The 26430-nt window shown below is 68.4% G+C and carries 38 protein-coding genes; 37 read left to right on the top strand and 1 reads right to left on the bottom strand.

From position 1 onward, the window contains the following. Window positions 1-137: 137 nt before the first annotated feature. Entirely contained in the window at window positions 138-1346 is a 1209-nt protein-coding gene (locus tag ACFV0O_RS15280) for an acyltransferase family protein (protein ID WP_380341323.1), read from the bottom strand. A gap of 331 nt (window positions 1347-1677) precedes the next feature. Here ACFV0O_RS15280 and ACFV0O_RS15275 point away from each other — a divergent pair, with 331 nt between their 5' ends. The 37 genes from ACFV0O_RS15275 to glmM all read left to right on the top strand — a co-directional run bounded on the left by ACFV0O_RS15275 (window position 1678) and on the right by glmM (window position 26376). After that, window positions 1678-3492 (top strand): hypothetical protein, encoded by a 1815-nt coding sequence (locus ACFV0O_RS15275; protein ID WP_380341320.1) that lies wholly within the window; start codon window positions 1678-1680, stop codon window positions 3490-3492. 396 nt (window positions 3493-3888) lie between these two features. After that, a complete protein-coding gene (rpsJ, locus tag ACFV0O_RS15270; protein WP_012785157.1) occupies window positions 3889-4197 on the top strand; it encodes a 30S ribosomal protein S10 in 309 nt (102 codons plus the stop codon). Between the two features lie 14 nt (window positions 4198-4211). Next, window positions 4212-4859: a 50S ribosomal protein L3 gene (gene rplC / locus ACFV0O_RS15265; RefSeq protein WP_360254659.1), complete on the top strand. Its 648-nt coding sequence runs from the start codon at window positions 4212-4214 to the stop codon at window positions 4857-4859. A 5-nt stretch (window positions 4860-4864) separates the two neighbouring features. After that, a complete protein-coding gene (gene rplD, locus ACFV0O_RS15260; RefSeq protein WP_093861718.1) occupies window positions 4865-5542 on the top strand; it encodes a 50S ribosomal protein L4 in 678 nt (225 codons plus the stop codon). Beyond that, a complete protein-coding gene (rplW, locus tag ACFV0O_RS15255; RefSeq protein WP_030280768.1) occupies window positions 5542-5859 on the top strand; it encodes a 50S ribosomal protein L23 in 318 nt (105 codons plus the stop codon). The genes rplD and rplW overlap by 1 nt, the downstream gene beginning before the upstream one ends. Before the next feature lie 43 nt (window positions 5860-5902). After that, window positions 5903-6739, top strand: a complete 837-nt coding sequence (rplB, locus tag ACFV0O_RS15250; RefSeq protein WP_030393297.1) for a 50S ribosomal protein L2 — start codon at window positions 5903-5905, stop codon at window positions 6737-6739. Between the two features lie 11 nt (window positions 6740-6750). Continuing rightward, on the top strand, window positions 6751-7032 hold the full coding sequence (rpsS, locus tag ACFV0O_RS15245; protein WP_030055821.1) for a 30S ribosomal protein S19: 282 nt from the start codon (window positions 6751-6753) through the stop codon (window positions 7030-7032). 57 nt (window positions 7033-7089) lie between these two features. Beyond that, complete coding sequence (rplV, locus tag ACFV0O_RS15240; protein WP_095874452.1) at window positions 7090-7437, top strand: 50S ribosomal protein L22; 348 nt, start codon at window positions 7090-7092, stop codon at window positions 7435-7437. Continuing rightward, entirely contained in the window at window positions 7437-8261 is an 825-nt protein-coding gene (gene rpsC / locus ACFV0O_RS15235; RefSeq protein ID WP_360254661.1) for a 30S ribosomal protein S3, read from the top strand. Before rplV ends, rpsC begins: the two co-directional genes overlap by 1 nt. Window positions 8262-8266: 5 nt before the next feature. Beyond that, window positions 8267-8686: a 50S ribosomal protein L16 gene (gene rplP / locus ACFV0O_RS15230; RefSeq protein WP_030055824.1), complete on the top strand. Its 420-nt coding sequence runs from the start codon at window positions 8267-8269 to the stop codon at window positions 8684-8686. After that, window positions 8686-8910 (top strand): 50S ribosomal protein L29, encoded by a 225-nt coding sequence (rpmC, locus tag ACFV0O_RS15225; RefSeq protein ID WP_049649042.1) that lies wholly within the window; start codon window positions 8686-8688, stop codon window positions 8908-8910. The genes rplP and rpmC overlap by 1 nt, the downstream gene beginning before the upstream one ends. Next, entirely contained in the window at window positions 8910-9182 is a 273-nt protein-coding gene (gene rpsQ / locus ACFV0O_RS15220) for a 30S ribosomal protein S17 (protein WP_030055826.1), read from the top strand. The genes rpmC and rpsQ overlap by 1 nt, the downstream gene beginning before the upstream one ends. A gap of 102 nt (window positions 9183-9284) precedes the next feature. Continuing rightward, the gene (gene rplN, locus ACFV0O_RS15215) at window positions 9285-9656 is read left to right on the top strand and encodes a 50S ribosomal protein L14 (protein ID WP_030393301.1); all 372 of its coding nucleotides are present in this window, start codon (window positions 9285-9287) and stop codon (window positions 9654-9656) included. A 15-nt stretch (window positions 9657-9671) separates the two neighbouring features. Beyond that, window positions 9672-9983: a 50S ribosomal protein L24 gene (gene rplX, locus ACFV0O_RS15210; RefSeq protein WP_030055828.1), complete on the top strand. Its 312-nt coding sequence runs from the start codon at window positions 9672-9674 to the stop codon at window positions 9981-9983. Then, a complete protein-coding gene (gene rplE, locus ACFV0O_RS15205; protein ID WP_030393302.1) occupies window positions 9983-10552 on the top strand; it encodes a 50S ribosomal protein L5 in 570 nt (189 codons plus the stop codon). Before rplX ends, rplE begins: the two co-directional genes overlap by 1 nt. A 4-nt stretch (window positions 10553-10556) precedes the next feature. Further along, window positions 10557-10742: a type Z 30S ribosomal protein S14 gene (locus ACFV0O_RS15200; RefSeq protein ID WP_030393303.1), complete on the top strand. Its 186-nt coding sequence runs from the start codon at window positions 10557-10559 to the stop codon at window positions 10740-10742. A gap of 266 nt (window positions 10743-11008) precedes the next feature. Then, window positions 11009-11416, top strand: a complete 408-nt coding sequence (gene rpsH / locus ACFV0O_RS15195) for a 30S ribosomal protein S8 (protein WP_354641027.1) — start codon at window positions 11009-11011, stop codon at window positions 11414-11416. 22 nt (window positions 11417-11438) lie between these two features. Beyond that, entirely contained in the window at window positions 11439-11978 is a 540-nt protein-coding gene (gene rplF / locus ACFV0O_RS15190) for a 50S ribosomal protein L6 (protein ID WP_360254664.1), read from the top strand. Between the two features lie 3 nt (window positions 11979-11981). Then, the gene (rplR, locus tag ACFV0O_RS15185; protein ID WP_030280785.1) at window positions 11982-12365 is read left to right on the top strand and encodes a 50S ribosomal protein L18; all 384 of its coding nucleotides are present in this window, start codon (window positions 11982-11984) and stop codon (window positions 12363-12365) included. Between the two features lie 48 nt (window positions 12366-12413). Beyond that, window positions 12414-13037, top strand: a complete 624-nt coding sequence (gene rpsE, locus ACFV0O_RS15180; RefSeq protein WP_030055834.1) for a 30S ribosomal protein S5 — start codon at window positions 12414-12416, stop codon at window positions 13035-13037. Next, window positions 13037-13219, top strand: coding sequence for a 50S ribosomal protein L30 (gene rpmD / locus ACFV0O_RS15175; protein ID WP_030055835.1), 183 nt, complete (start codon window positions 13037-13039; stop codon window positions 13217-13219). Before rpsE ends, rpmD begins: the two co-directional genes overlap by 1 nt. Before the next feature lie 2 nt (window positions 13220-13221). Continuing rightward, the gene (gene rplO, locus ACFV0O_RS15170) at window positions 13222-13674 is read left to right on the top strand and encodes a 50S ribosomal protein L15 (RefSeq protein ID WP_360254666.1); all 453 of its coding nucleotides are present in this window, start codon (window positions 13222-13224) and stop codon (window positions 13672-13674) included. A gap of 368 nt (window positions 13675-14042) precedes the next feature. Beyond that, window positions 14043-15353 (top strand): preprotein translocase subunit SecY, encoded by a 1311-nt coding sequence (secY, locus tag ACFV0O_RS15165; RefSeq protein WP_360254668.1) that lies wholly within the window; start codon window positions 14043-14045, stop codon window positions 15351-15353. Continuing rightward, window positions 15353-16006 carry an adenylate kinase gene (locus ACFV0O_RS15160; RefSeq protein ID WP_380341311.1) on the top strand — a complete coding sequence of 218 codons (654 nt, stop codon included), beginning with the start codon at window positions 15353-15355 and terminating at the stop codon, window positions 16004-16006. Before secY ends, ACFV0O_RS15160 begins: the two co-directional genes overlap by 1 nt. Before the next feature lie 116 nt (window positions 16007-16122). Continuing rightward, on the top strand, window positions 16123-16962 hold the full coding sequence (gene map / locus ACFV0O_RS15155; RefSeq protein WP_380341310.1) for a type I methionyl aminopeptidase: 840 nt from the start codon (window positions 16123-16125) through the stop codon (window positions 16960-16962). A 131-nt stretch (window positions 16963-17093) separates the two neighbouring features. After that, window positions 17094-17519 (top strand): large conductance mechanosensitive channel protein MscL, encoded by a 426-nt coding sequence (mscL, locus tag ACFV0O_RS15150; protein WP_380341307.1) that lies wholly within the window; start codon window positions 17094-17096, stop codon window positions 17517-17519. A 194-nt stretch (window positions 17520-17713) separates the two neighbouring features. Next, window positions 17714-17935 carry a translation initiation factor IF-1 gene (gene infA, locus ACFV0O_RS15145; protein ID WP_003956442.1) on the top strand — a complete coding sequence of 74 codons (222 nt, stop codon included), beginning with the start codon at window positions 17714-17716 and terminating at the stop codon, window positions 17933-17935. 32 nt (window positions 17936-17967) lie between these two features. Further along, window positions 17968-18081: a 50S ribosomal protein L36 gene (gene rpmJ / locus ACFV0O_RS15140; protein WP_003956441.1), complete on the top strand. Its 114-nt coding sequence runs from the start codon at window positions 17968-17970 to the stop codon at window positions 18079-18081. Between the two features lie 174 nt (window positions 18082-18255). Then, window positions 18256-18636, top strand: a complete 381-nt coding sequence (gene rpsM / locus ACFV0O_RS15135) for a 30S ribosomal protein S13 (protein ID WP_030259703.1) — start codon at window positions 18256-18258, stop codon at window positions 18634-18636. Between the two features lie 72 nt (window positions 18637-18708). Then, entirely contained in the window at window positions 18709-19116 is a 408-nt protein-coding gene (rpsK, locus tag ACFV0O_RS15130; RefSeq protein ID WP_030232513.1) for a 30S ribosomal protein S11, read from the top strand. Window positions 19117-19265: 149 nt separating this feature from the next. Further along, entirely contained in the window at window positions 19266-20288 is a 1023-nt protein-coding gene (locus tag ACFV0O_RS15125) for a DNA-directed RNA polymerase subunit alpha (protein WP_380341304.1), read from the top strand. A gap of 127 nt (window positions 20289-20415) precedes the next feature. Continuing rightward, a complete protein-coding gene (rplQ, locus tag ACFV0O_RS15120) occupies window positions 20416-20895 on the top strand; it encodes a 50S ribosomal protein L17 (protein ID WP_380341301.1) in 480 nt (159 codons plus the stop codon). A 92-nt stretch (window positions 20896-20987) separates the two neighbouring features. Beyond that, complete coding sequence (gene truA, locus ACFV0O_RS15115) at window positions 20988-21923, top strand: tRNA pseudouridine(38-40) synthase TruA (RefSeq protein ID WP_360254678.1); 936 nt, start codon at window positions 20988-20990, stop codon at window positions 21921-21923. A 42-nt stretch (window positions 21924-21965) separates the two neighbouring features. Further along, a complete protein-coding gene (locus ACFV0O_RS15110) occupies window positions 21966-23624 on the top strand; it encodes an ABC-F family ATP-binding cassette domain-containing protein (RefSeq protein WP_380341298.1) in 1659 nt (552 codons plus the stop codon). 231 nt (window positions 23625-23855) lie between these two features. Continuing rightward, window positions 23856-24299, top strand: coding sequence for a 50S ribosomal protein L13 (gene rplM, locus ACFV0O_RS15105; protein ID WP_030055846.1), 444 nt, complete (start codon window positions 23856-23858; stop codon window positions 24297-24299). A gap of 45 nt (window positions 24300-24344) precedes the next feature. Then, window positions 24345-24848 (top strand): 30S ribosomal protein S9, encoded by a 504-nt coding sequence (gene rpsI / locus ACFV0O_RS15100; protein ID WP_224273932.1) that lies wholly within the window; start codon window positions 24345-24347, stop codon window positions 24846-24848. A 163-nt stretch (window positions 24849-25011) separates the two neighbouring features. Next, the gene (gene glmM / locus ACFV0O_RS15095; RefSeq protein ID WP_360254682.1) at window positions 25012-26376 is read left to right on the top strand and encodes a phosphoglucosamine mutase; all 1365 of its coding nucleotides are present in this window, start codon (window positions 25012-25014) and stop codon (window positions 26374-26376) included. Window positions 26377-26430 lie beyond the last annotated feature (54 nt).

Here is a 26430-nt window from a genome sequence, read left to right as displayed (position 1 = left end):
GCCGCCCCCCGCCCCCCCGCCGGCCGGCAGCCCGGGGAAGACGCGATAGCAGCTGGTCTCGTGGGCTGGGGGTGGGGAAGTAGCGCCCGCTTCTACGCGGTGTGCGTACCGGGCCCGGTTCCGTTCGGGGGCGGGGGTCAGGCCGAGGCCTGCGACAGCGGCCGAGCCGGCGCCGCCGGCGGCTGCTGCTGCCGGGGCGGCTTGCGCAGGCCCAGGTCCTTCAGCTTCAGCGCCGGCTTCTCCACGGCGTGCCAGGAGCAGAACGCGGCGACGACCGAGAGCGCCACCGAGGCCGCGGTGTAGGTCCAGTACCCGTGCTTGTTGACGCCCCAGAGCGCGAGGCACTGCTGGATCGGGAATGCGTAGATGTACACCCCGTACGAGAGGTCGACCTTGGTGCCGACCTTCGTCAGCGGGCCGGGCATCCGGCAGGCCAGCCAGATCAGCAGGTAGGCGAAGGCCGGCAGGCCGAACAGGGTGAAGCCGCCGTACCGGGCGGTGCCGAGGAAGACCAGGGCGGCCAGGACACCGGCCGGGTCGTTGATCGGCAGCCGGTTCTTGTACAGCTCCGCGACCGCGCCGAGGCCGAACATGAAGGTCAGCGGTATGAACATGTCCAGGCTGATCGAGCCCAGGAACGGCAGCTGCCAGCCGGTGAGGCCGGCCGGCGCGTACTCGGGGGCGCGCAGCAGATGGAAGTCCGAGGCCAGGTGGACCATGTACGCGTAGAGCCCGAGGACCATCACCGCGACGGCCCAGCGCGCCCGGCGCAGCACGCCGACCGCGGCCAGGGCGACCACCAGCAGGTAGCAGAGCACCTCGTACGCCAGCGACCACACCGAGCCGTTGAAGGCGGTGGGGTGCGGCACGTGGTCGAGCAGCCCGGAGATGCCCCACTGGGACACTCCGATGGACCAGTTGGCCTCCAGGTACGCCAGCGGCCCCTCCGGGTGCGACCAGAAACCGGCCAGCCGGCCCTGGTGGTACGCGACGACCGGGGCGACCACGAGCGCCGTCAGCAGCAGGCAGGCCCAGAGCCCGGGGAGGATGCGGATGGCCCGGTTCCAGAGGAACCGGGCCGGGCTCAGCCGCATGCCGCTGCGGGTGATCAGCAGCCCGGAGAGCACGAAGAAGCCGCTCACCGCGATCGCGCCGACGTTGGTCTGGCCGCGGCTCTCCAGCAGCCCGAGGTCGGCCTTGCCCAGCCCCAGGGGCATCGCGTGGGCGAAGATCACGGCCAGGGCGAGGACGAGCCGGAGGAGGCCGAAGCCGTTCTTCCGTCCGAGGGCCTCCGACAGCGGCGGACTGGCCGTCAGGACCGACCTCTTGCGTGCGGTGTGCGACATGGGCGGGGGACTCCGGGCCGGTGGTCGTGGAGGGACGTGGACTGCGCGCCTCACCCTATCCGCCGGGGCCGGGCCCCCACCGGGGCGGCAGGGGCCCCTGATGGGCCGGGGGCACGCCATGACACGCTCTTGGGGGTGCGATTACCATGAGTCCCGGCCAGGGCCCGGCATCGCCGGCGGCGATGATCCATCCGCCGGAGGCCCGCAGCACGTCAGGAGTTTCGGCCGACCTGTGCCGATCGGGCGCTCGGCCGCCGCCCGCAGAGCTCGCCCGCATCCGGCGAGCCGGTCCGACCCGCGGCAGTGCGCCGCTTCACGGAAGCGAAGAGACATGACGGATTTGGCCCCGGACGTCGTCGGCGGCCGCGCCGGCGTGCCCGACGACGAGGCGACCACGGCGTCCTCCGACGGATCGCCGAGCGGCCGTCGGGGCGACCGCTTCTCGCGGTGGACGGAGAAGCGCTGGTTCCTCCCGCTGGCGGAAGGCCTCGTCAGCGTCGGCGTCGCGCTCGGCTTCATGCTGCTGTGCACGCACATCAGCGTCAACCCCACCACCCGGATCGGCCAGGTCAGTGGGCTCGCCAAGATCCAGCAGTACGCGGCGCTCCTGGGCATCCCGGTCCTCGCGGTGCTGCTGCTGCTCGCCTACCGCGGGACGCTGCGCTACTACCGGGTCGCGCAGCGGCTGGCGTGCGCCGCCGTCGCGGGCCTGGGCACCGGCGTGGTGGCCGGCGGCATCGTGGTCGCCCTGCACGGCACCCCCTGGGGCCTCGGCGGCCAGGAGGGCGACCCGGGCAACCTGATGGGCATGGCCAACGACATGCTGCGCGGGAAGGGCCTGCCCGGGGTGTACCCCCCGCTGTTCCCCGCCCTGCTCGCGGTCTGGGCCAAGTTCTTCCACAACGGCATCGCCGGTGTGGGCCACGCGCTCAAGGACCTGCAGCTGATCCTCAGCGCGCTCGTCGGCCCGATGGCCTACCTGTCCTGGCGCCTGCTGCTGCGCCCGTTCTGGGCGATGGCGATCGCGGTGCCGGCGTCGATCGTCTTCCTCGACCCGATCCGCCCGTACAGCCACGGCTCGATGCTGGTGCTGCTGCCGCTGCTGGCGGCCTGCTTCCGGGAGATCCGCCGGGTCGACGAACTCTCGACCCGCTCGGCGCTGCTGCGCGGCCTCGGCTTCGGCGCCGCGTTCGGGGTGATGTTCCTCTGGTACTCGGGCTGGTACCTGTGGGCGGCGCCGGGCTCGTTCGTCCTGGTCCTGATGATCTTCCCGTGGCGCCGCGGCCGGAGCGCCCTCAAGCGCGCGCTGGTCTTCCTCGGCGCCATGCTGGTCACCGCCGGCGTCATCGGTGCTCCGCTGCTCTACCAGCTGGTCCGCCTCGGGGCCTCCACGCTCGACCGCTACGCCTACATCAACACCTACATCGACCCGGCCTACGTCATGGGCTGGGCCTCGGACCGCTCCGGCGACCTGACGTACCACAACTGGCCGGGCCAGGGCGACATCGCCGGGCAGACCGGCTTCGGCGTGCTCCTGCTGCTCGGCGTGGGCATCGGCGTGGGCCTGGGCCTGCGCAACATGGTGATCCGCACCGCCGGCATGGTCCTCGCCGGCGCCTGGCTGATGCGCTTCTGGTTCGCCTCGCACATGGAGCACAACCAGGCCGTCCAGCTCTACCCGCGCACGACCTGGATAATTTTCTACTGCCTGATCATCCTGGCCGTCATGGGCGTCATGCTGACCTACCAGCGCGGCTTCGGCTGGGTCCGGAGCACGCTGGCCGAGGTGGCCCCGTCCCGGGCCGCCCGGATCTCGCCGCGGGTGATGGCGCAGCTGGCCGCGGGCCTGGTGTGCGCGCTCGCCCTGTTCGCGACCATGGGCGGCTCCTGGTCGGCCAACCGCTTCATGCCCTCCACCAACCCGGGCGTCGAGGACATGGGCCTGGACGCGCTGCGCGCCCACCTGCAGCAGCTCGACAACGGCCAGTGCCCCAAGTACTCGCCGTACAAGGGCAAGCAGGCCTGCAACCCGATCAACATGGACCTGACCGAGTACACCTTCGGCCCGGACCCGATGAAGCTCTGGTGCGCCAACACCACGTCGAGGGACGTGGACGTGACCTGCGGGCGCCCGCCCGCGAACTGACCTTCGCGGTCGATCACCCCGTCGGGGCCGGTGAGGAGCACCTCACCGGCCCCGATTGGCATCTCGACTGCTCCATGTGGCAGTATGTCCAAGTTGCTCGGTTGAGTGCCGATGCTGCGCGCCTCCCGCCGGGAGGACCGGAAGCGAGTCCCATCTACTCGTCGTTCCCGTGATGGCCGTCAAGCGTGAGTTCTACGCCACGGCAGCTGCGGGGCGAAAGTACGGGAATCTTCCGGGAAGCGTGAGCGGGGCCTCGGCCCGGCGCCCCCAACCCCGAAAGTTCGAAACCGACGAAGTGATTCGTTGGTTTTTTGCAAGCGCGCAGGCGACACGCCCGAGCGCGGGGGTCGGAGGGTGGTCGTGCAGTGACTAAGGACAAAGGACTACTGAGTAGCCATGGCGGGACAGAAGATCCGCATCCGGCTCAAGGCCTACGACCACGAGGTCATCGACTCTTCGGCGAAGAAGATCGTCGAGACGGTGATCCGTACTGGTGCGCAGGTCGCGGGCCCGGTGCCGCTGCCCACTGAGAAGAACGTGTACTGCGTCATCCGCTCGCCGCACAAGTACAAGGACTCGCGCGAGCACTTCGAGATGCGTACTCACAAGCGTCTGATCGACATCCTCGACCCCACGCCGAAGACGGTTGACTCGCTCATGCGTCTCGACCTGCCGGCTGGCGTCGACATCGAGATCAAGCTCTGAGAGGCGCACCGAAGATGGCTAAGCAGATTAAGGGCATCCTGGGCGAGAAGCTCGGCATGACCCAGGTCTGGGACGAGAACAACCGGGTCGTTCCGGTGACCGTCGTCAAGGCTGGGCCCAATGTCGTGACCCAGGTCCACACCGCCGACAGCCCGGCCGGCTACGACGCCGTCCAGATCGGCTTCGGCGAGATCGACCCCCGCAAGGTGAACAAGCCCCTCGCGGGCCACTTCGCCAAGGCCGGTGTCACCCCGCGCCGCCACCTGGTCGAGCTCCGTACCTCGGACGCGTCCGAGTACACCCTCGGCCAGGAGATCACCGCTGAGCTGTTCGAGGCGGGTGTCAAGGTCGACGTGACCGGCACCTCCAAGGGCAAGGGCTTCGCCGGTGTCATGAAGCGTCACAACTTCAAGGGCCTCGGCGCCGGTCACGGCGTGCAGCGCAAGCACCGTTCGCCCGGTTCCATCGGTGGCTGCGCCACCCCGGGCCGCGTGTTCAAGGGCCTGAAGATGGCCGGCCGGATGGGTCACGAGCGTGTGACCACCCAGAACCTGACCGTGCACGCGGTTGACGCGGAGAAGGGTCTGCTCCTGATCAAGGGTGCGATCCCGGGCCCGAACGGCGGCCTCGTCCTCGTCCGCACCGCGGCGAAGGGGCTGTGAAGGATATGAGCACCATTGACATCCTGTCGCCCTCGGGTGACAAGACCGGCAGCCTGGAGCTGCCGGCCGAGATCTTCGACGCGAAGGTCAGCGTTCCGCTGATGCACCAGGTCGTCGTGGCGCAGCTCGCTGCGGCCCGTCAGGGCACCCACAAGACCAAGACTCGTGGCGAGGTCCGCGGTGGCGGCAAGAAGCCGTACCGCCAGAAGGGCACCGGCCGCGCCCGTCAGGGCTCGACCCGTGCGCCGCAGTTCGCCGGCGGTGGCGTCGTGCACGGTCCCGTGCCGCGTGACTACTCGCAGCGGACCCCGAAGAAGATGATCGCCGCCGCCCTGCGCGGTGCGCTCACCGACCGGGCCCGCCACAACCGCATCCACGTCGTCACCGACGTGGTCGCGGCCGAGGTGCCGTCGACCAAGGCCGCCAAGGGCCTGTTCGGCAAGATCACCGAGCGCAAGAACATCCTCCTCGTCGTCGAGCGTGCCGACGAGCTGGGTCTGAAGAGCGCCCGGAACCTGCCGCACGTGCACATCCTGGACGCCGGTCAGCTGAACACCTACGACGTGCTCGTCTCCGACGATGTGGTCTTCACCCAGGCCGCCTTCGAGCGTTTCGTGGCGGGTCCCGCCGCGTCCGCCAAGGCCGTTGCCGCTGAGGGCGAGCTCGAAGGGAGCGCCGCCTGATGAGCGACGTTACGAGCAAGACGTTCACGGACCCCCGTGACGTCCTGGTGAAGCCGGTCATCTCCGAGAAGAGCTACAGCCTTCTCGACGAGAACAAGTACACGTTCATCGTGTCGCCGGGCGCCAACAAGACCCAGATCAAGCAGGCCGTCGAGGCGGTCTTCTCGGTCAAGGTCGAGGCTGTCAACACGATCAACCGTCAGGGCAAGCGCAAGCGCTCCAAGACGGGCTTTGGCAAGCGCAAGGACACCAAGCGCGCCATCGTGACGCTGGCCGAGGGCAACCGCATCGACATCTTCGGTGGTCCGGTCTCCTAACGGAGATCGTGATCGTCGATAAGGACGAGGACGAGAGAGCCAAATGGGCATCCGCAAGTACAAGCCGACTACGCCGGGCCGTCGTGGCTCCAGCGTGGCCGACTTCGTAGAGATCACGCGGTCCACGCCGGAGAAGTCGCTGGTTCGCCCCCTGCACAGCAAGGGCGGCCGTAACAACGCCGGTCGGATCACCGTTCGCCACCAGGGTGGCGGTCACAAGCGCGCCTACCGCGTGATCGACTTCCGTCGTCACGACAAGGACGGCGTGCCGGCCAAGGTCGCGCACATCGAGTACGACCCGAACCGCACCGCGCGCATCGCGCTCCTGCACTACGCGGACGGCGAGAAGCGCTACATCATCGCGCCGCGTGGCATCACGCAGGGCGACCGGATCGAGAACGGCGCTGGCGCCGACATCAAGCCGGGCAACAACCTGCCGCTGCGCAACATCCCGGTCGGTACCACCATCCACGCGGTGGAGCTGCGTCCCGGTGGCGGTGCCAAGCTGGCCCGCTCCGCCGGCTCCGGCATCCAGCTGCTGGCGCGTGAGGGCAAGATGGCGCACCTGCGCATGCCCTCCGGTGAGATCCGCCTGGTGGACGCGCGCTGCCGCGCGACCGTCGGCGAGGTCGGCAACGCCGAGCAGTCGAACATCAACTGGGGCAAGGCCGGCCGCATGCGCTGGAAGGGCGTTCGCCCGACCGTGCGTGGTGTCGCCATGAACCCGATCGACCACCCGCACGGTGGTGGTGAGGGTAAGACCTCCGGTGGTCGCCACCCGGTCTCGCCGTGGGGCCAGAAGGAGGGTCGCACCCGTCGCCCGAAGAAGGCGTCGGACGCTCTCATCGTGCGCCGCCGCAAGACCAACAAGAAGCGCTAGGAGCAGGTCAGATGCCGCGCAGTCTCAAGAAGGGCCCCTTCATCGACGGCCACCTTCTCAAGAAGGTGGACGCGCAGAACGAAGCGGGTACCCAGAACGTCATCAAGACCTGGTCCCGTCGCTCCGTGATCTTCCCGGCCATGCTCGGCCACACGATCGCGGTTCACGATGGTCGCAAGCACGTCCCGGTGTTCGTCACCGAGTCGATGGTCGGCCACAAGCTGGGCGAGTTCGCTCCGACCCGCACCTTCCGCGGCCACGTCAAGGACGACCGCAAGTCGAAGCGTCGCTAGTCGCCTGAGCTTCACCGCCAGAACGACTCAATGACTTACTCCATTAAGGGGACAACCATGGAAGCCAGGGCCCAGGCGCGGTACATCCGCGTCACGCCCATGAAGGCCCGCCGCGTGGTGGACCTCATCCGTGGCCTGCCGGCCACGGAGGCCCAGGCCGTCCTGCGTTTCGCTCCGCAGGCCGCCACCGTGCCGGTCGGCAAGGTGCTCGACAGCGCCATTGCCAACGCCGCGCACAACTACAACCACTCCAACGTGGACGACCTCTACATCTCCGAGGCGTACGTTGACGAGGGTCCGACCCTGAAGCGGTTCCGTCCGCGTGCCCAGGGCCGTGCCTACCGGATCCGCAAGCGGACCAGCCACATCACCGTGGTCGTCAGCAGCAAGGAAGGGACCCGGTAATGGGCCAGAAGGTTAACCCGCACGGGTTCCGCCTCGGCATCAGCACGGACTTCAAGTCCCGCTGGTACGCCGACAAGCTGTACAAGGACTACGTCAAGGAAGACGTCGCGATCCGTCGTCTCATGACGAAGGGCATGGAGCGCGCCGGCATCTCGAAGGTTGAGATCGAGCGCACCCGTGACCGCGTCCGCGTGGACATCCACACCGCCCGTCCGGGCATCGTGATCGGCCGCCGCGGCGCGGAGGCCGACAAGATCCGGGGCAACCTGGAGAAGCTGACCGGCAAGCAGGTCCAGCTGAACATCCTCGAGGTCAAGAACCCCGAGCTGGACGCCCAGCTCGTGGCTCAGGGCGTCGCGGAGCAGCTGTCCTCCCGCGTCTCCTTCCGTCGTGCCATGCGCAAGTCGATGCAGGGCACGATGAAGTCCGGCGCCAAGGGCATCAAGGTCCAGTGCTCCGGTCGTCTCGGCGGCGCCGAGATGAGCCGTTCGGAGTTCTACCGCGAGGGTCGCGTGCCGCTGCACACCCTCCGCGCGAACGTCGACTACGGCTTCTTCGAGGCCAAGACCACCTTCGGCCGCATCGGCGTGAAGGTCTGGATCTACAAGGGCGACGTCAAGAACATCGCCGAGGTCCGCGCTGAGAACGCCGCTGCCCGCTCGGGCAACCGCCCGGCCCGTCCCGAGGGTGGTCGTCCCGCCCGCGGTGGCGAGCGCCGCGGTGGCGAGCGCGGTGGCCGTGGCCGTCGCCCCGCCGCTTCCGAGGCCCCCGCGGCCCCGGTCGCCGAGGCTCCGGCTGCCGAGAACACCGGAACGGAGGCCTGACTCCCATGCTGATCCCCCGTCGGGTCAAGCACCGCAAGCAGCACCACCCCAAGCGTCGCGGCGCTGCCAAGGGTGGCACCGAGCTCGCGTTCGGCGAGTACGGCATCCAGGCCGTCACCCCGGCCTACGTGACGAACCGGCAGATCGAGTCCGCTCGTATCGCCGTCACCCGTCACATCAAGCGTGGCGGCAAGGTCTGGATCAACATCTACCCGGACCGTCCGCTCACCAAGAAGCCGGCCGAGACCCGCATGGGTTCCGGTAAGGGTTCGCCCGAGTGGTGGATCGCGAACGTGCACCCGGGTCGGGTCATGTTCGAGCTGTCGTACCCCAACGAGAAGGTGGCTCGTGAGGCGCTGACCCGCGCAGCTCACAAGCTCCCGATGAAGTGCCGGATCATCCGGCGCGAGGCAGGTGAGAGCTGATGTCGGCCGGCACCAAGGCTGCTGACCTCCGCGAGCTGGACAACGAGGGTCTCGTTGCCAAGCTCCGTGAGGCCAAGGAGGAGCTGTTCAACCTCCGCTTCCAGGCGGCGACCGGGCAGCTCGACAACCACGGACGGCTCAAGCTCGTCCGTAAGGACATCGCGCGGATCTACACCCTGATGCGCGAGCGCGAGCTGGGCATCGAGACGGTGGAGAGCGCCTGATGACTGAGAACACCAACGAGACGCGCGGTTTCCGCAAGACCCGTGAGGGTCTCGTCGTCAGCGACAAGATGGACAAGACCGTCGTCGTCGCCGTCGAGGACCGCGTCAAGCACGCGCTGTACGGCAAGGTCATCCGCCGTACGAACAAGCTGAAGGCGCACGACGAGGCGAACGCCTGCGGCATCGGCGACCGGGTCCTCCTCGCGGAGACCCGCCCGCTGTCCGCGACGAAGCGCTGGCGCGTCGTCGAGATCCTCGAGAAGGCCAAGTAACGAAGTTGATGCGGTACGGCCGTATGTGCACCAGGCCCCTTGCGGGCGCTGGTGTGAGCAGCGGCCGGCCCGTCAGCTCTCGTTGACGATCAGGAGAAAGCTGTGATCCAGCAGGAGTCGCGACTGCGTGTCGCCGACAACACGGGCGCGAAGGAAATCCTTTGCATCCGCGTTCTCGGTGGTTCCGGTCGCCGCTACGCCGGTATCGGGGACGTCATCGTCGCCACCGTCAAGGACGCGATCCCCGGCGGTTCGGTGAAGAAGGGTGACGTCGTCAAGTGCGTCGTCGTCCGTACCGTGAAGTCGCGCCGTCGTCCCGACGGTTCGTACATCCGGTTCGACGAGAACGCCGCCGTCGTCCTCAAGAACACGGACGGCGACCCCCGTGGTACCCGCATCTTCGGCCCGGTGGGCCGCGAGCTGCGCGACAAGAAGTTCATGAAGATCATCTCGCTTGCGCCGGAGGTGCTCTAACCCATGGCGAACAGCATGAAGATCAAGAAGGGTGACCTGGTTCAGGTCATCACCGGCAAGGACCGCGGCAAGCAGGGCAAGGTCATCCAGGCCATGCCCGCCGAGAACAAGGTCCTGGTCGAGGGTGTGAACCGGGTCAAGAAGCACACCAAGCCGGGCCCGGGCACTCAGGGTGGCATCGTCACCGTCGAGGCCCCGGTGCACGTCTCCAACGTCCAGCTGGTCGTGGAGAAGGACGGCAAGAAGGTCGTCACCCGCGTTGGCTACCGCTTCGATGACGAGGGCAACAAGATCCGCGTTGCCAAGCGAACCGGTGAGGACATCTGATGTCTGAGACGACTGTTGAGAAGGTGACCCCCCGTCTCAAGGAGCGTTACAACTCCGAGATCAAGGGTCAGCTGCAGGAGCAGTTCTCGTACGAGAACGTCATGCTGACGCCCGGCCTGGTCAAGGTCGTCGTCAACATGGGTGTCGGCGAGGCTGCCCGTGACAGCAAGCTGATCGAGGGTGCGATCCGCGACCTGACCGCGATCACCGGTCAGAAGCCGGCCGTGACCAAGGCTCGCAAGTCCATCGCGCAGTTCAAGCTGCGCGAGGGCCAGCCGATCGGCACGCACGTCACCCTCCGCGGTGACCGCATGTGGGAGTTCCTGGACCGTCTGGTTTCGCTGGCCCTGCCGCGAATCCGTGACTTCCGTGGTCTTTCCCCGAAGCAGTTCGACGGCCGTGGCAACTACACCTTCGGTCTGACCGAGCAGGTTATGTTCCACGAGATCGACCAGGACAAGGTCGACCGTCAGCGCGGTATGGACATCACCGTCGTGACCACCGCTCAGACCGACGACGAGGGCCGGGCGCTCCTGCGCGCTCTGGGCTTCCCGTTCAAGGAGGCGTGAGCCAATGGCGAAGAAGTCCCTCATCGCGAAGGCCGAGCGGAAGCCGAAGTTCGGCGTCCGGGCCTACACCCGGTGCCAGCGCTGCGGCCGTCCGCACTCGGTGTACCGCAAGTTCGGCCTCTGCCGTGTCTGCCTCCGTGAGATGGCGCACCGCGGCGAGCTGCCGGGCGTGACCAAGAGCTCCTGGTAATCCAGGCGCTTTAGGCACACAGCGAAGCAGAGGTGCCCGATCCCACACCCGCCCGTTTTGGGCCTGCCGTACGGAGTCCCGTAAGGTAGTGGGGTCGGGCCCCCTGCCACGGCTTCCCCATGGATGTCCGTGGTCCTCTACGGAGGGCTCGCACCCAGTCTTACGACGTCGCAGGTCCCCTGCGCTTGTGCCCCTGACGAACTCGGAAGAGTGCGGCAGGGGGACCTGGCGCGGAGAAACCGCGGCGAGAGAGGCCTGAGGCCATCATGACCATGACCGACCCCATCGCAGACATGCTCACGCGTCTGCGTAACGCGAACTCGGCGTACCACGACACCGTGGCGATGCCGGCCAGCAAGATCAAGGCGCACGTCGCCGAGATCCTGCAGCAGGAGGGGTACATCTCCTCCTACAAGGTTGAGGAGCCCACTGAGGGCGAGGTCGGCAAGAAGCTGACCATCGAGCTCAAGTTCGGCCCCAACCGTGAGCGCTCCATCGCCGGCATCAAGCGCATCAGCAAGCCGGGTCTGCGCGTTTACGCAAAGTCCACCAACCTGCCGAAGGTTCTCGGCGGCCTGGGCGTGGCGATCATCTCCACGTCCTCCGGCCTCCTGACCGACAAGCAGGCCGCCAAGAAGGGCGTAGGCGGAGAAGTTCTCGCCTACGTCTGGTAATTCGGGAAACGGAGGTACAGCAATGTCGCGCATTGGACGGCTGCCCATCCAGGTCCCCGCTGGCGTGGACGTCACCATCGATGGCCAGACGGTCTCGGTGAAGGGCCCGAAGGGCTCCCTCACCCACGTCGTCGCCGCGCCGATCGAGATCGGCAAGGGCGAGGACGGCACTCTGGCTGTCACCCGCCCCAACGACGAGCGTCTGTCGAAGGCCCTGCACGGCCTGACCCGCACGCTGGTGGCGAACATGATCACCGGCGTGACCGCGGGCTACCGCAAGTCGCTGGAGATCAGCGGTGTCGGCTACCGAGTTCTGGCGAAGGGCTCCGACATGGAGTTCCAGCTGGGCTACAGCCACCCGATCCTCGTCGAGGCCCCCGAGGGCATCTCCTTCGTCGTCGAGTCCGCCACCAAGTTCCACGTGGACGGCATCGACAAGCAGAAGGTCGGCGAGGTCGCCGCGAAGATCCGCAAGCTGCGCAAGCCGGACCCGTACAAGGCCAAGGGTGTCAAGTACGCGGGCGAGGTCATCCGCCGCAAGGTCGGAAAGAGTGGTAAGTAAGCGATGAGTGTCTCTGTCAAGATCGGCAAGGGCAACGCCTACAAGAGCGCCGCTCGCAAGCGCCGCGCGATCCGCGTTCGCAAGCGCGTCGTCGGCACCGAGGTGCGTCCGCGCCTCGTCGTGACGCGCTCGAACCGTCACATGGTCGCCCAGGTCATCGACGACGCCAAGGGTCACACCCTGGCGTCGGCGTCCACCCTCGACGTGTCCATCAAGGGCGCCGAGGGCGACAAGACCGAGCTGGCCAAGAAGGTCGGGAGCCTGGTCGCCGAGCGCGCCAAGGCCGCCGGCATCGAGTCGGTCGTCTTCGACCGCGCGGGCAACCGGTACGCCGGCCGCATCGCCGCCCTGGCGGACGCGGCCCGCGAGGCCGGGCTCGACTTCTAAGCCGCTCGTCGACTCTGTCGGCGGACGTAATCGAGAGAGGTAATTCCAATGGCTGGACCCCAGCGCCGCGGTAGCGGCGCCGGCGGCGGCACCGGCGGTGGCGAGCGGCGCGACCGTAAGCGTGACGACCGGGGCAACGCCCCCGCCGTCGAGAAGACCGCTTACGTCGAGCGCGTCGTCGCGATCAACCGTGTCGCCAAGGTTGTCAAGGGTGGTCGTCGTTTCAGCTTCACCGCGCTGGTCGTGGTGGGCGACGGTGACGGCACCGTGGGTGTCGGTTACGGGAAGGCGAAGGAGGTTCCGGCCGCCATCGCCAAGGGTGTTGAGGAGGCCAAGAAGAACTTCTTCAAGGTCCCCCGTATCCAGGGCACCATCCCGCACCCGATCCAGGGTGAGAAGGCCGCCGGCGTCGTGCTCCTGAAGCCCGCCGCCCCCGGTACCGGTGTTATCGCCGGTGGTCCGGTGCGCGCCGTCCTGGAGTGCGCCGGCATCCACGACATCCTGTCGAAGTCGCTCGGCTCCGACAACGCGATCAACATCGTGCACGCCACCGTGGCTGCTCTGAAGGGCCTCGTGCGCCCCGAGGAGATCGCCGCCCGTCGTGGCCTGCCGCTGGAGGACGTGGCCCCCGCCGCTCTGCTGCGGGCGCGTGCTGCTGGGGTGAGCGCCTGATGGCTCGCCTGAAGATCACGCAGACCAAGTCGTACATCGGCAGCAAGCAGAACCACCGTGACACCCTGCGTTCGCTTGGTCTCAAGCGCATGCACGACGTCGTGGTGAAGGAGGACCGTCCCGAGATCCGCGGGATGGCCCACACGGTCCGTCACCTGGTGACGGTTGAGGAGGTGGACTGATCATGGGCGAGAACCCGATCAAGATCCACAACCTGCGTCCCGCCCCGGGTGCCAAGACCGACAAGATCCGCGTGGGTCGTGGTGAGGCCTCCAAGGGTAAGACTGCCGGTCGTGGTACCAAGGGCACCAAGGCCCGCTACCAGGTTCCGCAGCGCTTCGAGGGTGGCCAGATGCCGCTCCACATGCGCCTGCCGAAGCTGAAGGGCTTCAAGAACCCGTTCAAGATCACGTTCCAGGTCGTCAACCTCGACAAGCTGGCCGAGCTCTACCCGCAGGGTGGAGAGGTCACCGTCGAGGACCTGGTCGCCAAGGGCGCGGTTCGCAAGAACTCCCTCGTCAAGGTGCTCGGCACCGGCGAGGTCTCGGTTGCGCTGCAGGTGACGGTCGACGCCGTCTCCGGCTCCGCCGCCGAGAAGATCACGGCCGCCGGCGGTACGGTCACCGAGCTCGTCTGAGCCCGCTGAATACCGCTTTCGAGCCCCGCACCTCCTTCGGGAGGTGCGGGGCTCGTGCCTTTTCCGGCCCGTTCCGGACCCGGTGGCCCGATTTCGGCCGCGGTCGGGAAATCGGATCGGTCGGCGCTCCGGGCCCCGGAAGGGCCCTCGTTCTTTTGTGTGGCAAACCCGGGCATCCCGTACCCCGTGAGTGGGGGACGGGCCGTACGCGCTTCTTCGGAGTGGCCGCGCACTGTTAGAGTCCGTGGAGTTCCCTTGTAGGCTGCGCGTAGGCTCGCCTGTGCCGTCTGTACGGGAGCCCGAACCGCAAACTCCCCATTCAGGACCGACCCTCCCGCCGACGACGCGCGGGAGGCGCAGGAGGCACCGTGCTCAGTGCGTTCGCGCGGGCGTTCCAGACGCCCGACCTGCGCAAGAAGCTGCTGTTCACGCTGGGCATCATGGTGCTGTTCCGGCTGGGCTCGCACATTCCGATTCCGGGCGTGAGTTTCACGGCCGTGAACGAGTGCGTGAAGGAGACCAAGAACAGCGGCCTCTTCGGGCTCGTCAACCTGTTCAGCGGTGGCGCGCTCCTCCAGTTGACGATCTTCGCCCTCGGCATCATGCCGTACATCACGGCAAGCATCATCCTCCAGCTCCTCACCGTCGTGATCCCGCGACTCGAGGCGCTGAAGAAGGAGGGCCAGGCCGGACAGACCAAGATCACCCAGTACACCCGCTACCTGACCATCGCGCTCGCCGTGCTCCAGGGCACCGGCATCGTGGCGACGGCCTCCAGCGGCGCGCTGTTCTCCGGCTGCCCGCTGGCCAACCAGATCGTCCCGGACACCGGCGTGTTCCGCATCGCCGTCATGGTCCTCACGATGACGGCCGGCACCACGGTCATCATGTGGCTGGGCGAGCTGATCACCGACCGCGGCATCGGCAACGGCATGTCGCTGCTGATCTTCACCTCGATCGCGGCGCAGTTCCCGTCCTCGATGTGGGCGATCAAGCAGTCCGGCACCATCGGCGGCGGCTGGGTCGAGTTCCTCTCCGTGGTCGCGGTCGGCATCATCGTCGTGATGCTCGTCATCTTCGTCGAGCAGGCCCAGCGCCGGATCCCGGTCCAGTACGCGAAGCGGATGATCGGCCGCCGGGCGTTCGGCGGCACCTCGACCTACATCCCGCTCAAGGTGAACCAGGCCGGTGTCATCCCGGTCATCTTCGCCTCGTCGCTGCTCTACATCCCCGCCCTGGTGGTCCAGCTGACCAACAGTCAGGCGGGCTGGGCCACGTGGATCCGGACGAACTTCGTCAAGGGTGACCACCCGATCTACATGGCCACCTACTTCCTGCTGATCGTCTTCTTCGCGTTCTTCTACGTCGCCATCTCCTTCAACCCCGAAGAAGTTGCCGACAATATGAAGAAGTATGGTGGGTTCATCCCGGGCATCCGGGCCGGCCGTCCGACGGCCGAGTACCTGAACTACGTGCTGACCCGTATCACGTGGCCGGGTTCGCTCTACCTGGGCCTGATCGCGTTGATCCCGATGATCGCCCTGGTCGCCTTCGGACAGCAGACCAACTTCCCGTTCGGCGGCACCAGCGTTCTCATCGTCGTCGGCGTCGGACTCGAAACTGTGAAGCAGATCGAGAGCCAGCTCCAGCAGCGCAATTACGAAGGGTTCCTCCGCTGATGCGTATCGTCCTCGTTGGTCCTCCCGGGGCCGGGAAGGGTACTCAGGCGCACCTGCTCGCCAAGACCCTGTCCATTCCCCACATCTCCACCGGCGACCTCTTCCGCGCCAACATCGGCCAGGGCACCCCGCTGGGGCTCGAGGCCAAGAGCTACATGGACGCGGGCCGTCTGGTACCGGACGAGGTCACCATCGGGATGGCCAAGGACCGCATGCTCCAGGAGGACGCCGTCAACGGCTTCCTGCTCGACGGCTTCCCCCGCAACCTGGGCCAGGCCAAGGCGCTGGACGAGTTCCTCGCCGAGCAGGGCATCGCGTTGGACGGCGTGCTCGACCTGGAGGTGCCCGAGGACGAGGTCGTCCGCCGGATCGCCGGTCGCCGACTGTGCCGCAACAACGGCGGCCACGTCTTCCACGTGGACTACAACCCGCCGAAGGCCGAGGGCGTCTGCGACGAGTGCGGCGGCGAGCTGTACCAGCGCTCGGACGACACCGAGGACAAGGTGCGCACGCGCCTGGAGGTCTACCACACGGAGACCGAGCCGATCATCGGGTACTACAAGGAGCAGGGTCTCCTGGTGACCATCCCGGCCCTCGGCAAGGTGGACGAGGTCACCGCCCGCGCGATCGAGGCGCTGAAGCAGGACAGCTGAGTCTCTCGGCGAACGTACGACGGTACGGCCGGATCGCCCGCCCAGCGGGTGGCCCGGCCGTTTCGGCGTCGTACGGTGGTAGGCAGTGGTAATCCGGACTTGGAAGGCGTGACCAGATGGTGGAGATCAAGACCCCCGAGCAGATCGCGAAGATGCGAGCGGCCGGGCTGGTCGTCGCCGAGGCCCTCAAGGCCTGCCGCGAGGCGGTCGCTCCGGGGGTGACCACCCAGGAGCTCAACGACATCGCGGACAAGGTCATCACCGACCACGGCGCCACCTCGAACTTCCGCGCGCACCACGGCGGCCTGTGGTTCCCGGGCGTGATCTGCGCCTCGGTGAACAACGAGGTCGTGCACGGCATCCCGGGCGAGCGGGTGCTGCAGGAGGGCGACCTCATCTCGATCGACTGCGGGGCCATCCTGGACGGCTGGCACGGCGACGCGGCGATCAGCGTGGCGGTCGGCGAGGTCCGGCCCGAGGTCGAGATGCTGAGCCGGGTCACCGAGGGCTCGATGTGGGCCGGCATCGCCCAGATGAAGAAGAACAACCGCCTGGTCGACGTCTCCAAGGCGATCGAGGGCTTCATCCGCCGCCAGCCGCTGCCGCCGAAGGGCAAGTGGGGCATCACCGAGGGCTACGGCGGCCACGGCATCGGCACCGCGATGCACATGGAGCCGCACGTGCTGAACTACGTCGAGCGCGGCCGCGGCAAGGGCCCGAAGCTGGTCCCCGGCACGGTCCTGGCGATCGAGCCGATGGTCTCGCTGGGCACCCCGCACACCACTGTCCTGGACGACGAGTGGACGGTCGTCACCAACGACGGCACCTGGGCCTCGCACTGGGAGCACTCGGTGGCCGTGACCGAGCAGGGCCCGCTGGTCCTGACCGCGTTCGACGGCGGCACGGCCGAACTGGCGAAGCTGGGCATCACCGCCGCTCCGGACCCGCTCGCGTAGTCCCGGCGGCGGCCCGCCGCCGCCGGTGAAGGGGCCCGAGTCCTGGAGGTTTGGACCTCCAGGGCTTTTGTCCTATTTTTATCGGCTGGCAGTGGTCGGCACTGGCCGTACGAGCGAGCAGGAGACAGCACGTGCTCAAGGGATTCCGCGACTTCATGATGCGCGGCAACGTCGTCGACATGGCGGTCGGTGTGGTCATCGGTGCCGCGTTCACCGCGGTGGTGACCGGCTTCGTGTCCGCCTTCCTCACCCCGCTGGTCGGCGTGGTGGTCGGCGCGGCCGGCGACTTCAGCTCGTACAAGGCGACGGTGGCCGGGGTCACCTTCCCGTACGGCCAGTTCCTCAACGTCCTGATCGCCTTCGTCATGACCGCCGCGGTGCTCTACTTCTGCGTGGTCCTGCCGATCACCAAGGCGACCGCGCGCTACCTGCCGAAGAAGCCGAAGACCCCGAAGCGCCCCTGCCCCGAGTGCCTCACCGAGATCCCCGAGGCCGCCCGTCGCTGCTCGGCCTGCACCGCGCAGGTCGAGCCGCTGACGGTCACGTTCGGGGCCTGACACGGCGGGTGTGACGGGTGCCGCCTTCCGGGACCCCCGTTTTGGTCCACCGGATGCGCTGGCGTAGGATGGACCGTCGGCTCACTCGTAGCGTGCTTCAGCACGCCCTCTTCCCCTCGGGGACGGGGTGAACCCAGGTTCGCACGAGCGTTCCGCATACGGTAGCCGGTCCCGGAAGGTGGATCTCGCAGTTCATGGCTAAGAAGCAAGGCGCCATTGAGATCGAGGGCACCGTGATCGAGTCTCTTCCGAACGCGATGTTCAAGGTCGAGCTGCAGAACGGTCACAAGGTCCTCGCGCACATCAGTGGCAAGATGCGCATGCACTACATCCGCATCCTGCCGGACGACCGGGTCGTCGTGGAGCTCAGCCCCTACGACCTCACGCGCGGCCGGATCGTCTACCGCTACAAGTAAAACGTCAGATCTAGACCCGGAGAACCTGAAGCATGAAGGTCAAGCCGAGCGTCAAGAAGATCTGCGACAAGTGCAAGGTGATCCGCCGTCACGGCCGGGTCATGGTGATCTGCGACAACCTGCGCCACAAGCAGCGCCAGGGCTGATCTCTCCCCAGCATTTCTCGTAGTACTTCGCGCGACGCGAAAACGTCATAAGCGGGCTGCCCGATCCGTCCCCCGGGACGGACTGCCACCCCCGGTCAGAGGCCGGGGCTCCCTCACCGAGAGGTGCAGGAGTAGGTAGCACGCAAGACCTCTGAAAAAGCACAGGAGCCTTGAATGGCACGCCTCGCCGGCGTTGATCTCCCCCGTGAGAAGCGGATCGAGATCGCCCTCACCTACGTGTACGGCATCGGCCGTACCCGCGCCCAGCAGACCCTCGCCGAGACCGGCGTCAACCCGGATGTCCGCGTTCGCGACATCACCGAGGAAGACCTGGTCAAGCTGAGCCAGTACATCGACGCCAACTACACGGTCGAGGGTGACCTCCGCCGTGAGGTGGCCGCCGACATCCGCCGCAAGGTCGAGATCGGCTGCTACGAGGGTCTGCGTCACCGTCGGGGCCTGCCGGTCCGCGGCCAGCGCACCCACACCAACGCGCGTACCCGCAAGGGCCCGCGTCGCGCGATCGCCGGCAAGAAGAAGCCGGGCAAGAAGTAGTCCGTCCCGTAACCGGACATCCCTCCGGCCCGCGGGTCAGCGGACCGACCACCTCAGTAGGAGAACAGACTTATGCCCCCCAAGGGTCGTCAGGCTGCCGGCGCGAAGAAGATCCGCCGCAAGGAAAAGAAGAACGTCGCTCACGGCCACGCGCACATCAAGAGCACGTTCAACAACACCATCGTTTCGATCACCGACCCCGCGGGCAACGTGATCTCCTGGGCCTCCGCCGGCCACGTCGGCTTCAAGGGCTCGCGCAAGTCCACCCCGTTCGCCGCGCAGATGGCCGCCGAGGCCGCTGCCCGTCGCGCGCAGGAGCACGGCATGCGCAAGGTCGACGTCTTCGTGAAGGGTCCGGGCTCCGGCCGCGAGACCGCGATCCGTTCGCTCCAGGCCACCGGCCTGGAGGTCGGCTCGATCCAGGACGTCACCCCCACCCCGCACAACGGCTGCCGTCCGCCGAAGCGCCGCCGCGTCTGACGCAGCGCCTTCGGGCACTCGGTAGTACTGCTTGAAACCTCGTACGGGCTCCCACACACAGTGATTCGTCGCTTCCTGCGGGAGCCCGTACGCTTGGTCCTGTCGGCATCAAATAGTGGGTGCCGAAGACAACTGGAGGAACATCCCCCATGCTTATCGCTCAGCGTCCCTCGCTGACCGAAGAGGTCGTCGACGAGTTCCGCTCGCGGTTCGTGATCGAGCCGCTGGAGCCGGGCTTCGGCTACACCCTCGGCAACTCCCTGCGCCGCACGCTCCTGTCGTCGATCCCGGGTGCCGCTGTCACCAGCATCCGCATCGACGGCGTCCTGCACGAGTTCACCACCGTGCCGGGCGTCAAGGAGGACGTGACCGACCTCATCCTCAACATCAAGCAGCTGGTCGTCTCCTCGGAGCACGACGAGCCGGTCGTGATGTACCTGCGCAAGCAGGGCCCGGGTGTCGTCACCGCCGCCGACATCGCCCCGCCGGCGGGTGTCGAGGTGCACAACCCCGAGCTGATCCTCGCCACGCTCAACGGCAAGGGCAAGCTGGAGATGGAGCTGACCGTCGAGCGCGGTCGCGGCTACGTCTCCGCCGTCCAGAACAAGGCCTCCGGCCAGGAGATCGGCCGCATCCCGGTCGACTCGATCTACAGCCCCGTGCTGAAGGTCACCTACAAGGTCGAGGCCACCCGTGTCGAGCAGCGGACCGACTTCGACAAGCTGATCGTCGACGTCGAGACCAAGCCCGCCATGCGTCCGCGCGACGCCATGGCCTCGGCCGGCAAGACCCTGGTGGAGCTGTTCGGCCTCGCCCGCGAGCTGAACATCGACGCCGAGGGCATCGACATGGGCCCGTCCCCGACGGACGCCGCCCTGGCCGCCGACCTGGCGCTGCCGATCGAGGAGCTGGAGCTCACGGTCCGCTCCTACAACTGCCTCAAGCGCGAGGGCATCCACACCGTGGGTGAGCTCGTCGCCCGCTCCGAGGCCGACCTGCTCGACATCCGCAACTTCGGTGCGAAGTCGATCGACGAGGTCAAGGCGAAGCTGGCCGGCATGGGCCTGGCCCTCAAGGACAGCCCGCCCGGGTTCGACCCGACCGCCGCCGCCGACGCCTTCGGCGCCGACGACCTGGACGACGCGGGTTACGCGGAGACCGAGCAGTACTGAAAGACTTGACCGCGGGGGCGGTTCCCCGGAACCGCCCCCGTCGTCGTGAAAGTCGTGCGGGCACAGTGCCCGTACGCCCGCTGCGGTACCTGGTACGGCCGCAGTCGGAGATTCGAGGAGTAATTCCATGCCGCGTCCCACCAAGGGTGCCCGCCTCGGCGGCGGCCCGCACCACGAGCCGCTGCTGCTCGCCGGTCTGTGCCGGGAGCTGTTCCAGTACGGCCGCATCACCACGACCGAGGCCAAGGCCCGTCGGATGCGCCCGCTGGCGGAGAAGCTGATCACCAAGGCGAAGAAGGGCGACATCCACAACCGTCGCCTGGTTCGCAAGACGATCACCGACATCGCCGTGCTGCACACTCTCTTCACCGAGATCGCGCCGCGCTACGAGAACCGCCCGGGTGGCTACACCCGCATCACCAAGATCGGTCCCCGTCGTGGCGACAACGCCCCGATGGCCGTGATCGAGCTGGTCGAGGCGCTGACCGTCGCGCAGAACGCCGTCGGCGAGGCCGAGGCCGCCACCAAGCGCGCCGTCAAGGAGGCCGACGAGGCCGCCGCGGTCGAGACCAAGGCCGACGAGGCCGAGGCCGCCGAGCAGGCCTGACACCTCCGGGTGTGAACCGGGCCCGCTTCCCCATCGCTGGGGGAGCGGGCCCGTTCCCTTGTCGCGGGACCGAACGCGGGAGAAGAGAAGCAGTGGTCAACGATTGCGCCGAGCAGCCGCCGGTGAAGGACGGCCCGGCGGACGGGTACGTCCGGGTCCGGCTCGATCTCGCCTACCAGGGCGCCGAGTTCTCCGGCTGGGCCCGCCAGAAGGGCGGCCGCCGGACGGTCCAGGAGGAGATCGAGACCGCGCTGCAGATCGTCACCCGCAGCCCGGAGCTGTTCCCCCTGACGGTGGCCGGCCGCACCGACGCCGGGGTGCACGCGCGCGGCCAGGTCGCGCACGTCGACCTGCCCGCCGAGCTGTGGGAGGCGCACCGGGAGAAGCTGCTGCGGCGGCTGGCCGGGCGGCTGCCCGGGGACGTCCGGATCTACCGGGTCGGCGAGGCGCCGGCCGGGTTCGACGCCCGCTTCTCGGCGATCTGGCGCCGGTACGCGTACCGGGTCGCCGACCACCAGGGCGGGGTGGACCCGCTGCTGCGCGGTCATGTGCTCTGGCACGACCGGCCGCTGGACGTGGACCGGATGAACGAGGCCGCGAAGCTGCTGCTCGGCGAGCACGACTTCGCCGCGTACTGCAAGAAGCGCGAGGGCGCCACCACCATCCGCACCCTGCTGGAGCTGCACTGGGACCGCGTCCCGGTGGACCCGTACGCGGCCCAGGAGGGCTCGCTCGCGGTCGCCACCGTCCGGGCCGACGCCTTCTGCCACAACATGGTCCGGGCGCTGGTCGGCGCGATGCTGCTGGTCGGCGACGGGCACCGGCCGGTGGAGTTCCCCGGCGAGGTGCTGGCCGGCGGGGTGCGCAACTCCGCCGTCAACGTGATCCGGCCGTACGGGCTGACGCTGGAGGAGGTCGGCTACCCGCCGGACGACCGGCTGGCCGAGCGGAACCGGGCGGCACGGCGGATGCGGACCCTCCCGGGACGGCCCGCCCTACCACAGCCGGAGCCCGGAGCCGCCCCCTAAATCGGTTTGGGCCGGGGGCGTCGGCTTGGGACAATCCTCTCCATGGGACACGTCGAGATTTCGCACCTGGAGTACTACCTGCCGGACGGGCGGGTGCTGTTCGACGACGCGTCCTTCCGGGTCGGCGAGGGCGCCGCGGTCGCCCTGGTCGGCGCGAACGGCGCCGGCAAGACCACGTTGCTGCGGATGATCGCGGGGGACCTCCAGCCGCACGGCGGCTCGGTGACGATCAGCGGCGGGCTCGGCGTGATGCGCCAGTTCGTCGGCACCACCGGCCGCGAGGACCAGCGGTCCACCCCGGGCGCGCTGCCGGCGGACGCCTCGGTCCGCGACCTGCTGGTGTCGGTCGCCCCCGAGCGGATCGCCACGGCGGCCCGCGCGGTGGACGCCGCCGAACTGGCGATGATCGCCCAGGACGACGAGAAGACGCAGATGGCCTACGCCCAGGCGCTCTCCGACTGGGCCGACGTCGGCGGCTACGACTACGAGACCGACTGGGACGTCTGCACCACGGCGGCTCTCGGCGTGCCCTTCGACAAGGCCCAGTGGCGCGGCCTGAACACGCTCTCCGGCGGCGAGCAGAAGCGGCTCGTCCTGGAGACGCTGCTGCGCGGGCCCGAGGAGGTGCTGCTGCTCGACGAGCCGGACAACTACCTGGACGTCCCCGGCAAGCGCTGGCTGGAGGAGGCCATCAAGGCCACCTCGAAGACCGTGCTGTACATCTCGCACGACCGAGAGCTGCTCTCCCGCACCGCCGAGAAGATCATCAGCGTCGAGTCCGGCGCCGCCGGAAGCAGCGTCTGGGTGCACGGCGGCGGCTTCGACTCCTTCCACGAGGCCCGCAAGGACCGCTTCGCGCGCTTCGAGGAGCTGGGCCGGCGGTGGGACGAAGAACACGCCAAGCTCAAGAAGCTGGTGGTCACCCTGCGCCAGGCCGCGTCGGTCAGCCACGCCCTGGCCACCCGCTACGCCGCCGCGCAGACCCGCCTGAAGAAGTTCGAGGAGGCCGGCCGGCCGGAGGAGCCCCCGCGCGAGCAGTCCATCAGCATGCGGCTCAAGGGCGGGCGCACCGGCGTGCGCGCCTTCACCATGGAGCAGCTGGAACTCACCGACCTCATGCAGCCCTTCGACCTGGAGGTCTTCTACGGCGAGCGGATCGGGGTGCTGGGCGCCAACGGCGCCGGGAAGTCCCACCTGCTGCGGCTGCTGGCGGGCGACGAGACGGTCGCGCACACCGGCGCCTGGAAGCTGGGCGCCCGGGTCGTCCCCGGCCACTTCCGGCAGACCCACGCCCACCCGGAGCTGTTCGGCCGCACCGTCCGCTCGATCATCGAGGAGGAGCACGCGCTCAGCCGCGGCGCCGCGATGGGCGCGCTGCGCCGGTACGAGCTGGACCGCCAGGAGGAGCAGAAGTTCGAGTCGCTGTCCGGCGGGCAGCAGGCCCGGCTGATGATCCTCAAGCTCGAACTCTCCGGTGTGACGGCCCTGTTGCTCGACGAGCCGACCGACAACCTGGACCTGGAGAGCGCCGAGGCGCTGCAGGCCGGGCTGGAGGCCTTCGACGGCACCGTGCTGTGCGTCACCCACGACCGCTGGTTCGCCAGGACCTTCGACCGCTTCCTGGTCTTCGGGGCCGACGGCCGGGTGTTCGAGTCGCCGGAACCGGTCTGGGACGTGACCCGGGTGGAGCGCGAGCGCTGAGTGCGCACGGGGGTGCTCCCGGGCATTTTTGACCCGCCCCGCCCCTGCCGGTAACCTGGACGCTTGATGTGCGTATTGGCTCGCTCTATCTCACGTGAGAGGTCGGTACGCCGGAGACATCAGGTCGACGACCAGCGGTCACCCTTGAATTGCGTCCAAGGGTGGTCAGGCTGCTCTTCCGTCCGGGTGCTCCTGTCAGGACTCACTCACTGAAAAGCGAAGGCTACGACCGTGCGTACGTACAGCCCCAAGCCCGGCGACGTCCAGCGTCAGTGGCACGTCATCGACGCGACCGACGTCGTGCTCGGCCGCCTGGCTTCCCAGGCCGCCAACCTCCTCCGGGGCAAGCACAAGGCGATCTACGCGCCGCACGTTGACACTGGTGACTTCGTCATCATCATCAACGCCGACAAGGTGCACCTGTCCGGTAACAAGAAGACCCAGAAGCTGGCCTACCGCCACTCGGGCTTCCCGGGCGGTCTGCGCTCGGTGCGCTACGACGACCTGCTGGCGAACAACCCGGAGAAGGCCGTCGAGAAGGCCATCAAGGGCATGATCCCCAAGAACAGCCTGGGCCGCCAGATGCTCTCGAAGCTGAAGGTCTACTCGGGCGACCAGCACCCGCACGCTGCCCAGCAGCCGGTGCCGTTCGAGATCACCCAGGTCGCGCAGTAATTCGGCCACCAAGCCCCCCAACACTGAAAAGAGCTGAGGAACACCGTGGCCGAGACCACTGAAACCCTTGAGGTCGACTTCGACGAGACCGTCGTCGAGGGCGAGTACACCTCCGAGGAGAGCTACACCTCCGAGTCGCTGGCCGGTCGCTTCGGCGAGGCCGTCCCCGGCGCCGGCCTGGGCCGTCGCAAGGAGGCGATCGCCCGCGTGCGCATCGTCCCCGGCACGGGCCAGTGGAAGATCAACGGTCGCACCCTTGAGGGCTACTTCCCCAACAAGGTGCACCAGCAGACCGTGAACGAGCCCTTCAAGCTCCTGGAGCTGGACGGCCGTTACGACGTCGTCGCCCGCATCAGCGGTGGCGGCGTGTCCGGCCAGGCCTACGCGCTGCGCCTCGGCGTGGCCCGTGCCCTGAACGAGGCCGACGTGGACAACAACCGCGGCGCGCTGAAGAAGGCCGGCTTCCTGACCCGTGACGCCCGCGCCGTCGAGCGCAAGAAGGCCGGTCTCAAGAAGGCCCGCAAGGCGCCGCAGTACAGCAAGCGCTAATCGCGTCCCAGGGGGTGCGGTCCGTCCTCGCGGCGCACCCCCTGGATGCGCGAAACCGTCGCCCCGGAGTACCACGCGTACTCCGGGGCGACGTGTTCCCCGGCTACTGTGCGGCGGCCGGGATCATCGGTTGGTTCCGAGCAGTGGTGATGGAGGACGGACAGTGGGACGACTCTTCGGTACGGACGGCGTACGCGGGGTGGCCAACGAGGGACTGACGGCGGAGCTCGCGCTCGGGCTGTCCGTCGCCGCGGCGCACGTGCTCGGCGAGGCCGGTGCCTTCGACGGCCACCGGCCGGTCGCGGTGGTCGGCCGTGACCCGCGCGCCTCCGGGGAGTTCCTGGAGGCCGCCGTCATCGCCGGCCTGGCGAGCGCCGGGGTCGACGTCCTGCGGGTCGGCGTCCTGCCCACCCCGGCCGTGGCGTACCTCACCGGCGCGCTCGGCGCCGACTTCGGCGTGATGCTGTCCGCCAGCCACAACGCCATGCCGGACAACGGCATCAAGTTCCTCGCCCGCGGCGGCCACAAGCTGGACGACCGGATCGAGGACGCGATCGAGTCCCACTACCGCAAGCACACGCTCGGCGAGGAGGACTGGAACCGTCCGACCGGTGCGGCCGTCGGCCGGGTCCGCGAGTACACCGAGGGCTTCGACAAGTACGTCGCCCACCTGATCGGCGTGCTGCCCAACCGCCTGGACGGCGTCAAGGTCGTCATCGACGGCGCCCACGGCGCGGCCGCCTACGTCGCCCCCGAGGCCTTCGCCCGGGCCGGCGCCGAGGTCGTCCACACCCTGGGGGCCGAGCCCACCGGCCTCAACATCAACGACGGCGTCGGCTCCACCCACCTGGACCGGCTGCGCACCGCGATGAAGGAGTACAAGGCCGACCTCGGCATCGCGCTGGACGGCGACGCCGACCGCTGCCTGGCCGCCGACGCCGAGGGCGACGAGGTCGACGGCGACCAGATCATCGCCATCCTCGCGGTCGCCATGAAGGAGGCCGGCACCCTGCGCGGCAACACCGCGGTGGCCACCGTCATGTCCAACCTCGGCTTCAAGCTGGCGATGGAGCGCGAGGGCGTCGAGCTGGTGGAGACCGCCGTCGGCGACCGCTACGTGCTGGAGGCCATGAAGGAGCACGGCTTCGCGCTGGGCGGCGAGCAGTCCGGCCACGTCATCCTGCTGGACCACGCCACCACCGGCGACGGCACCCTGACCGGCCTGATGCTGGGCGCCCGACTGGCCGCCACCAAGCAGCCGCTGGCCGACCTGGCCGCGGTGATGACCCGGCTGCCGCAGGTCCTGATCAACGTCAAGGGCGTCGACAAGTCCCGGGTGCACAGCAGCCCCGAGCTGGCCGCCGCGCTCTCCGCCGCCGAGACCGAGCTGGGCTCCACCGGCCGGGTGCTGCTGCGCCCGTCGGGCACCGAGCCGCTGGTCCGGGTGATGGTCGAGGCCGCCGACCCGGCGCAGGCCGAGGCGGTCGCGCAGCGGCTCGCCGAGGCCGTGCGCACCCACCTGGGCTGAGCCCGTCCGTTCCGCCGCGCAGAAGGCCCCCACCGGGTTTCCGGTGGGGGCCTT

It is taken from the genome of Kitasatospora sp. NPDC059577, assembly GCF_042735475.1.
Taxonomy (GTDB): domain Bacteria; phylum Actinomycetota; class Actinomycetes; order Streptomycetales; family Streptomycetaceae; genus Kitasatospora.
The sequence above is the reverse complement of the archived record's forward strand: the minus strand, read 5'-3'. Positions and strand labels throughout refer to the sequence as shown.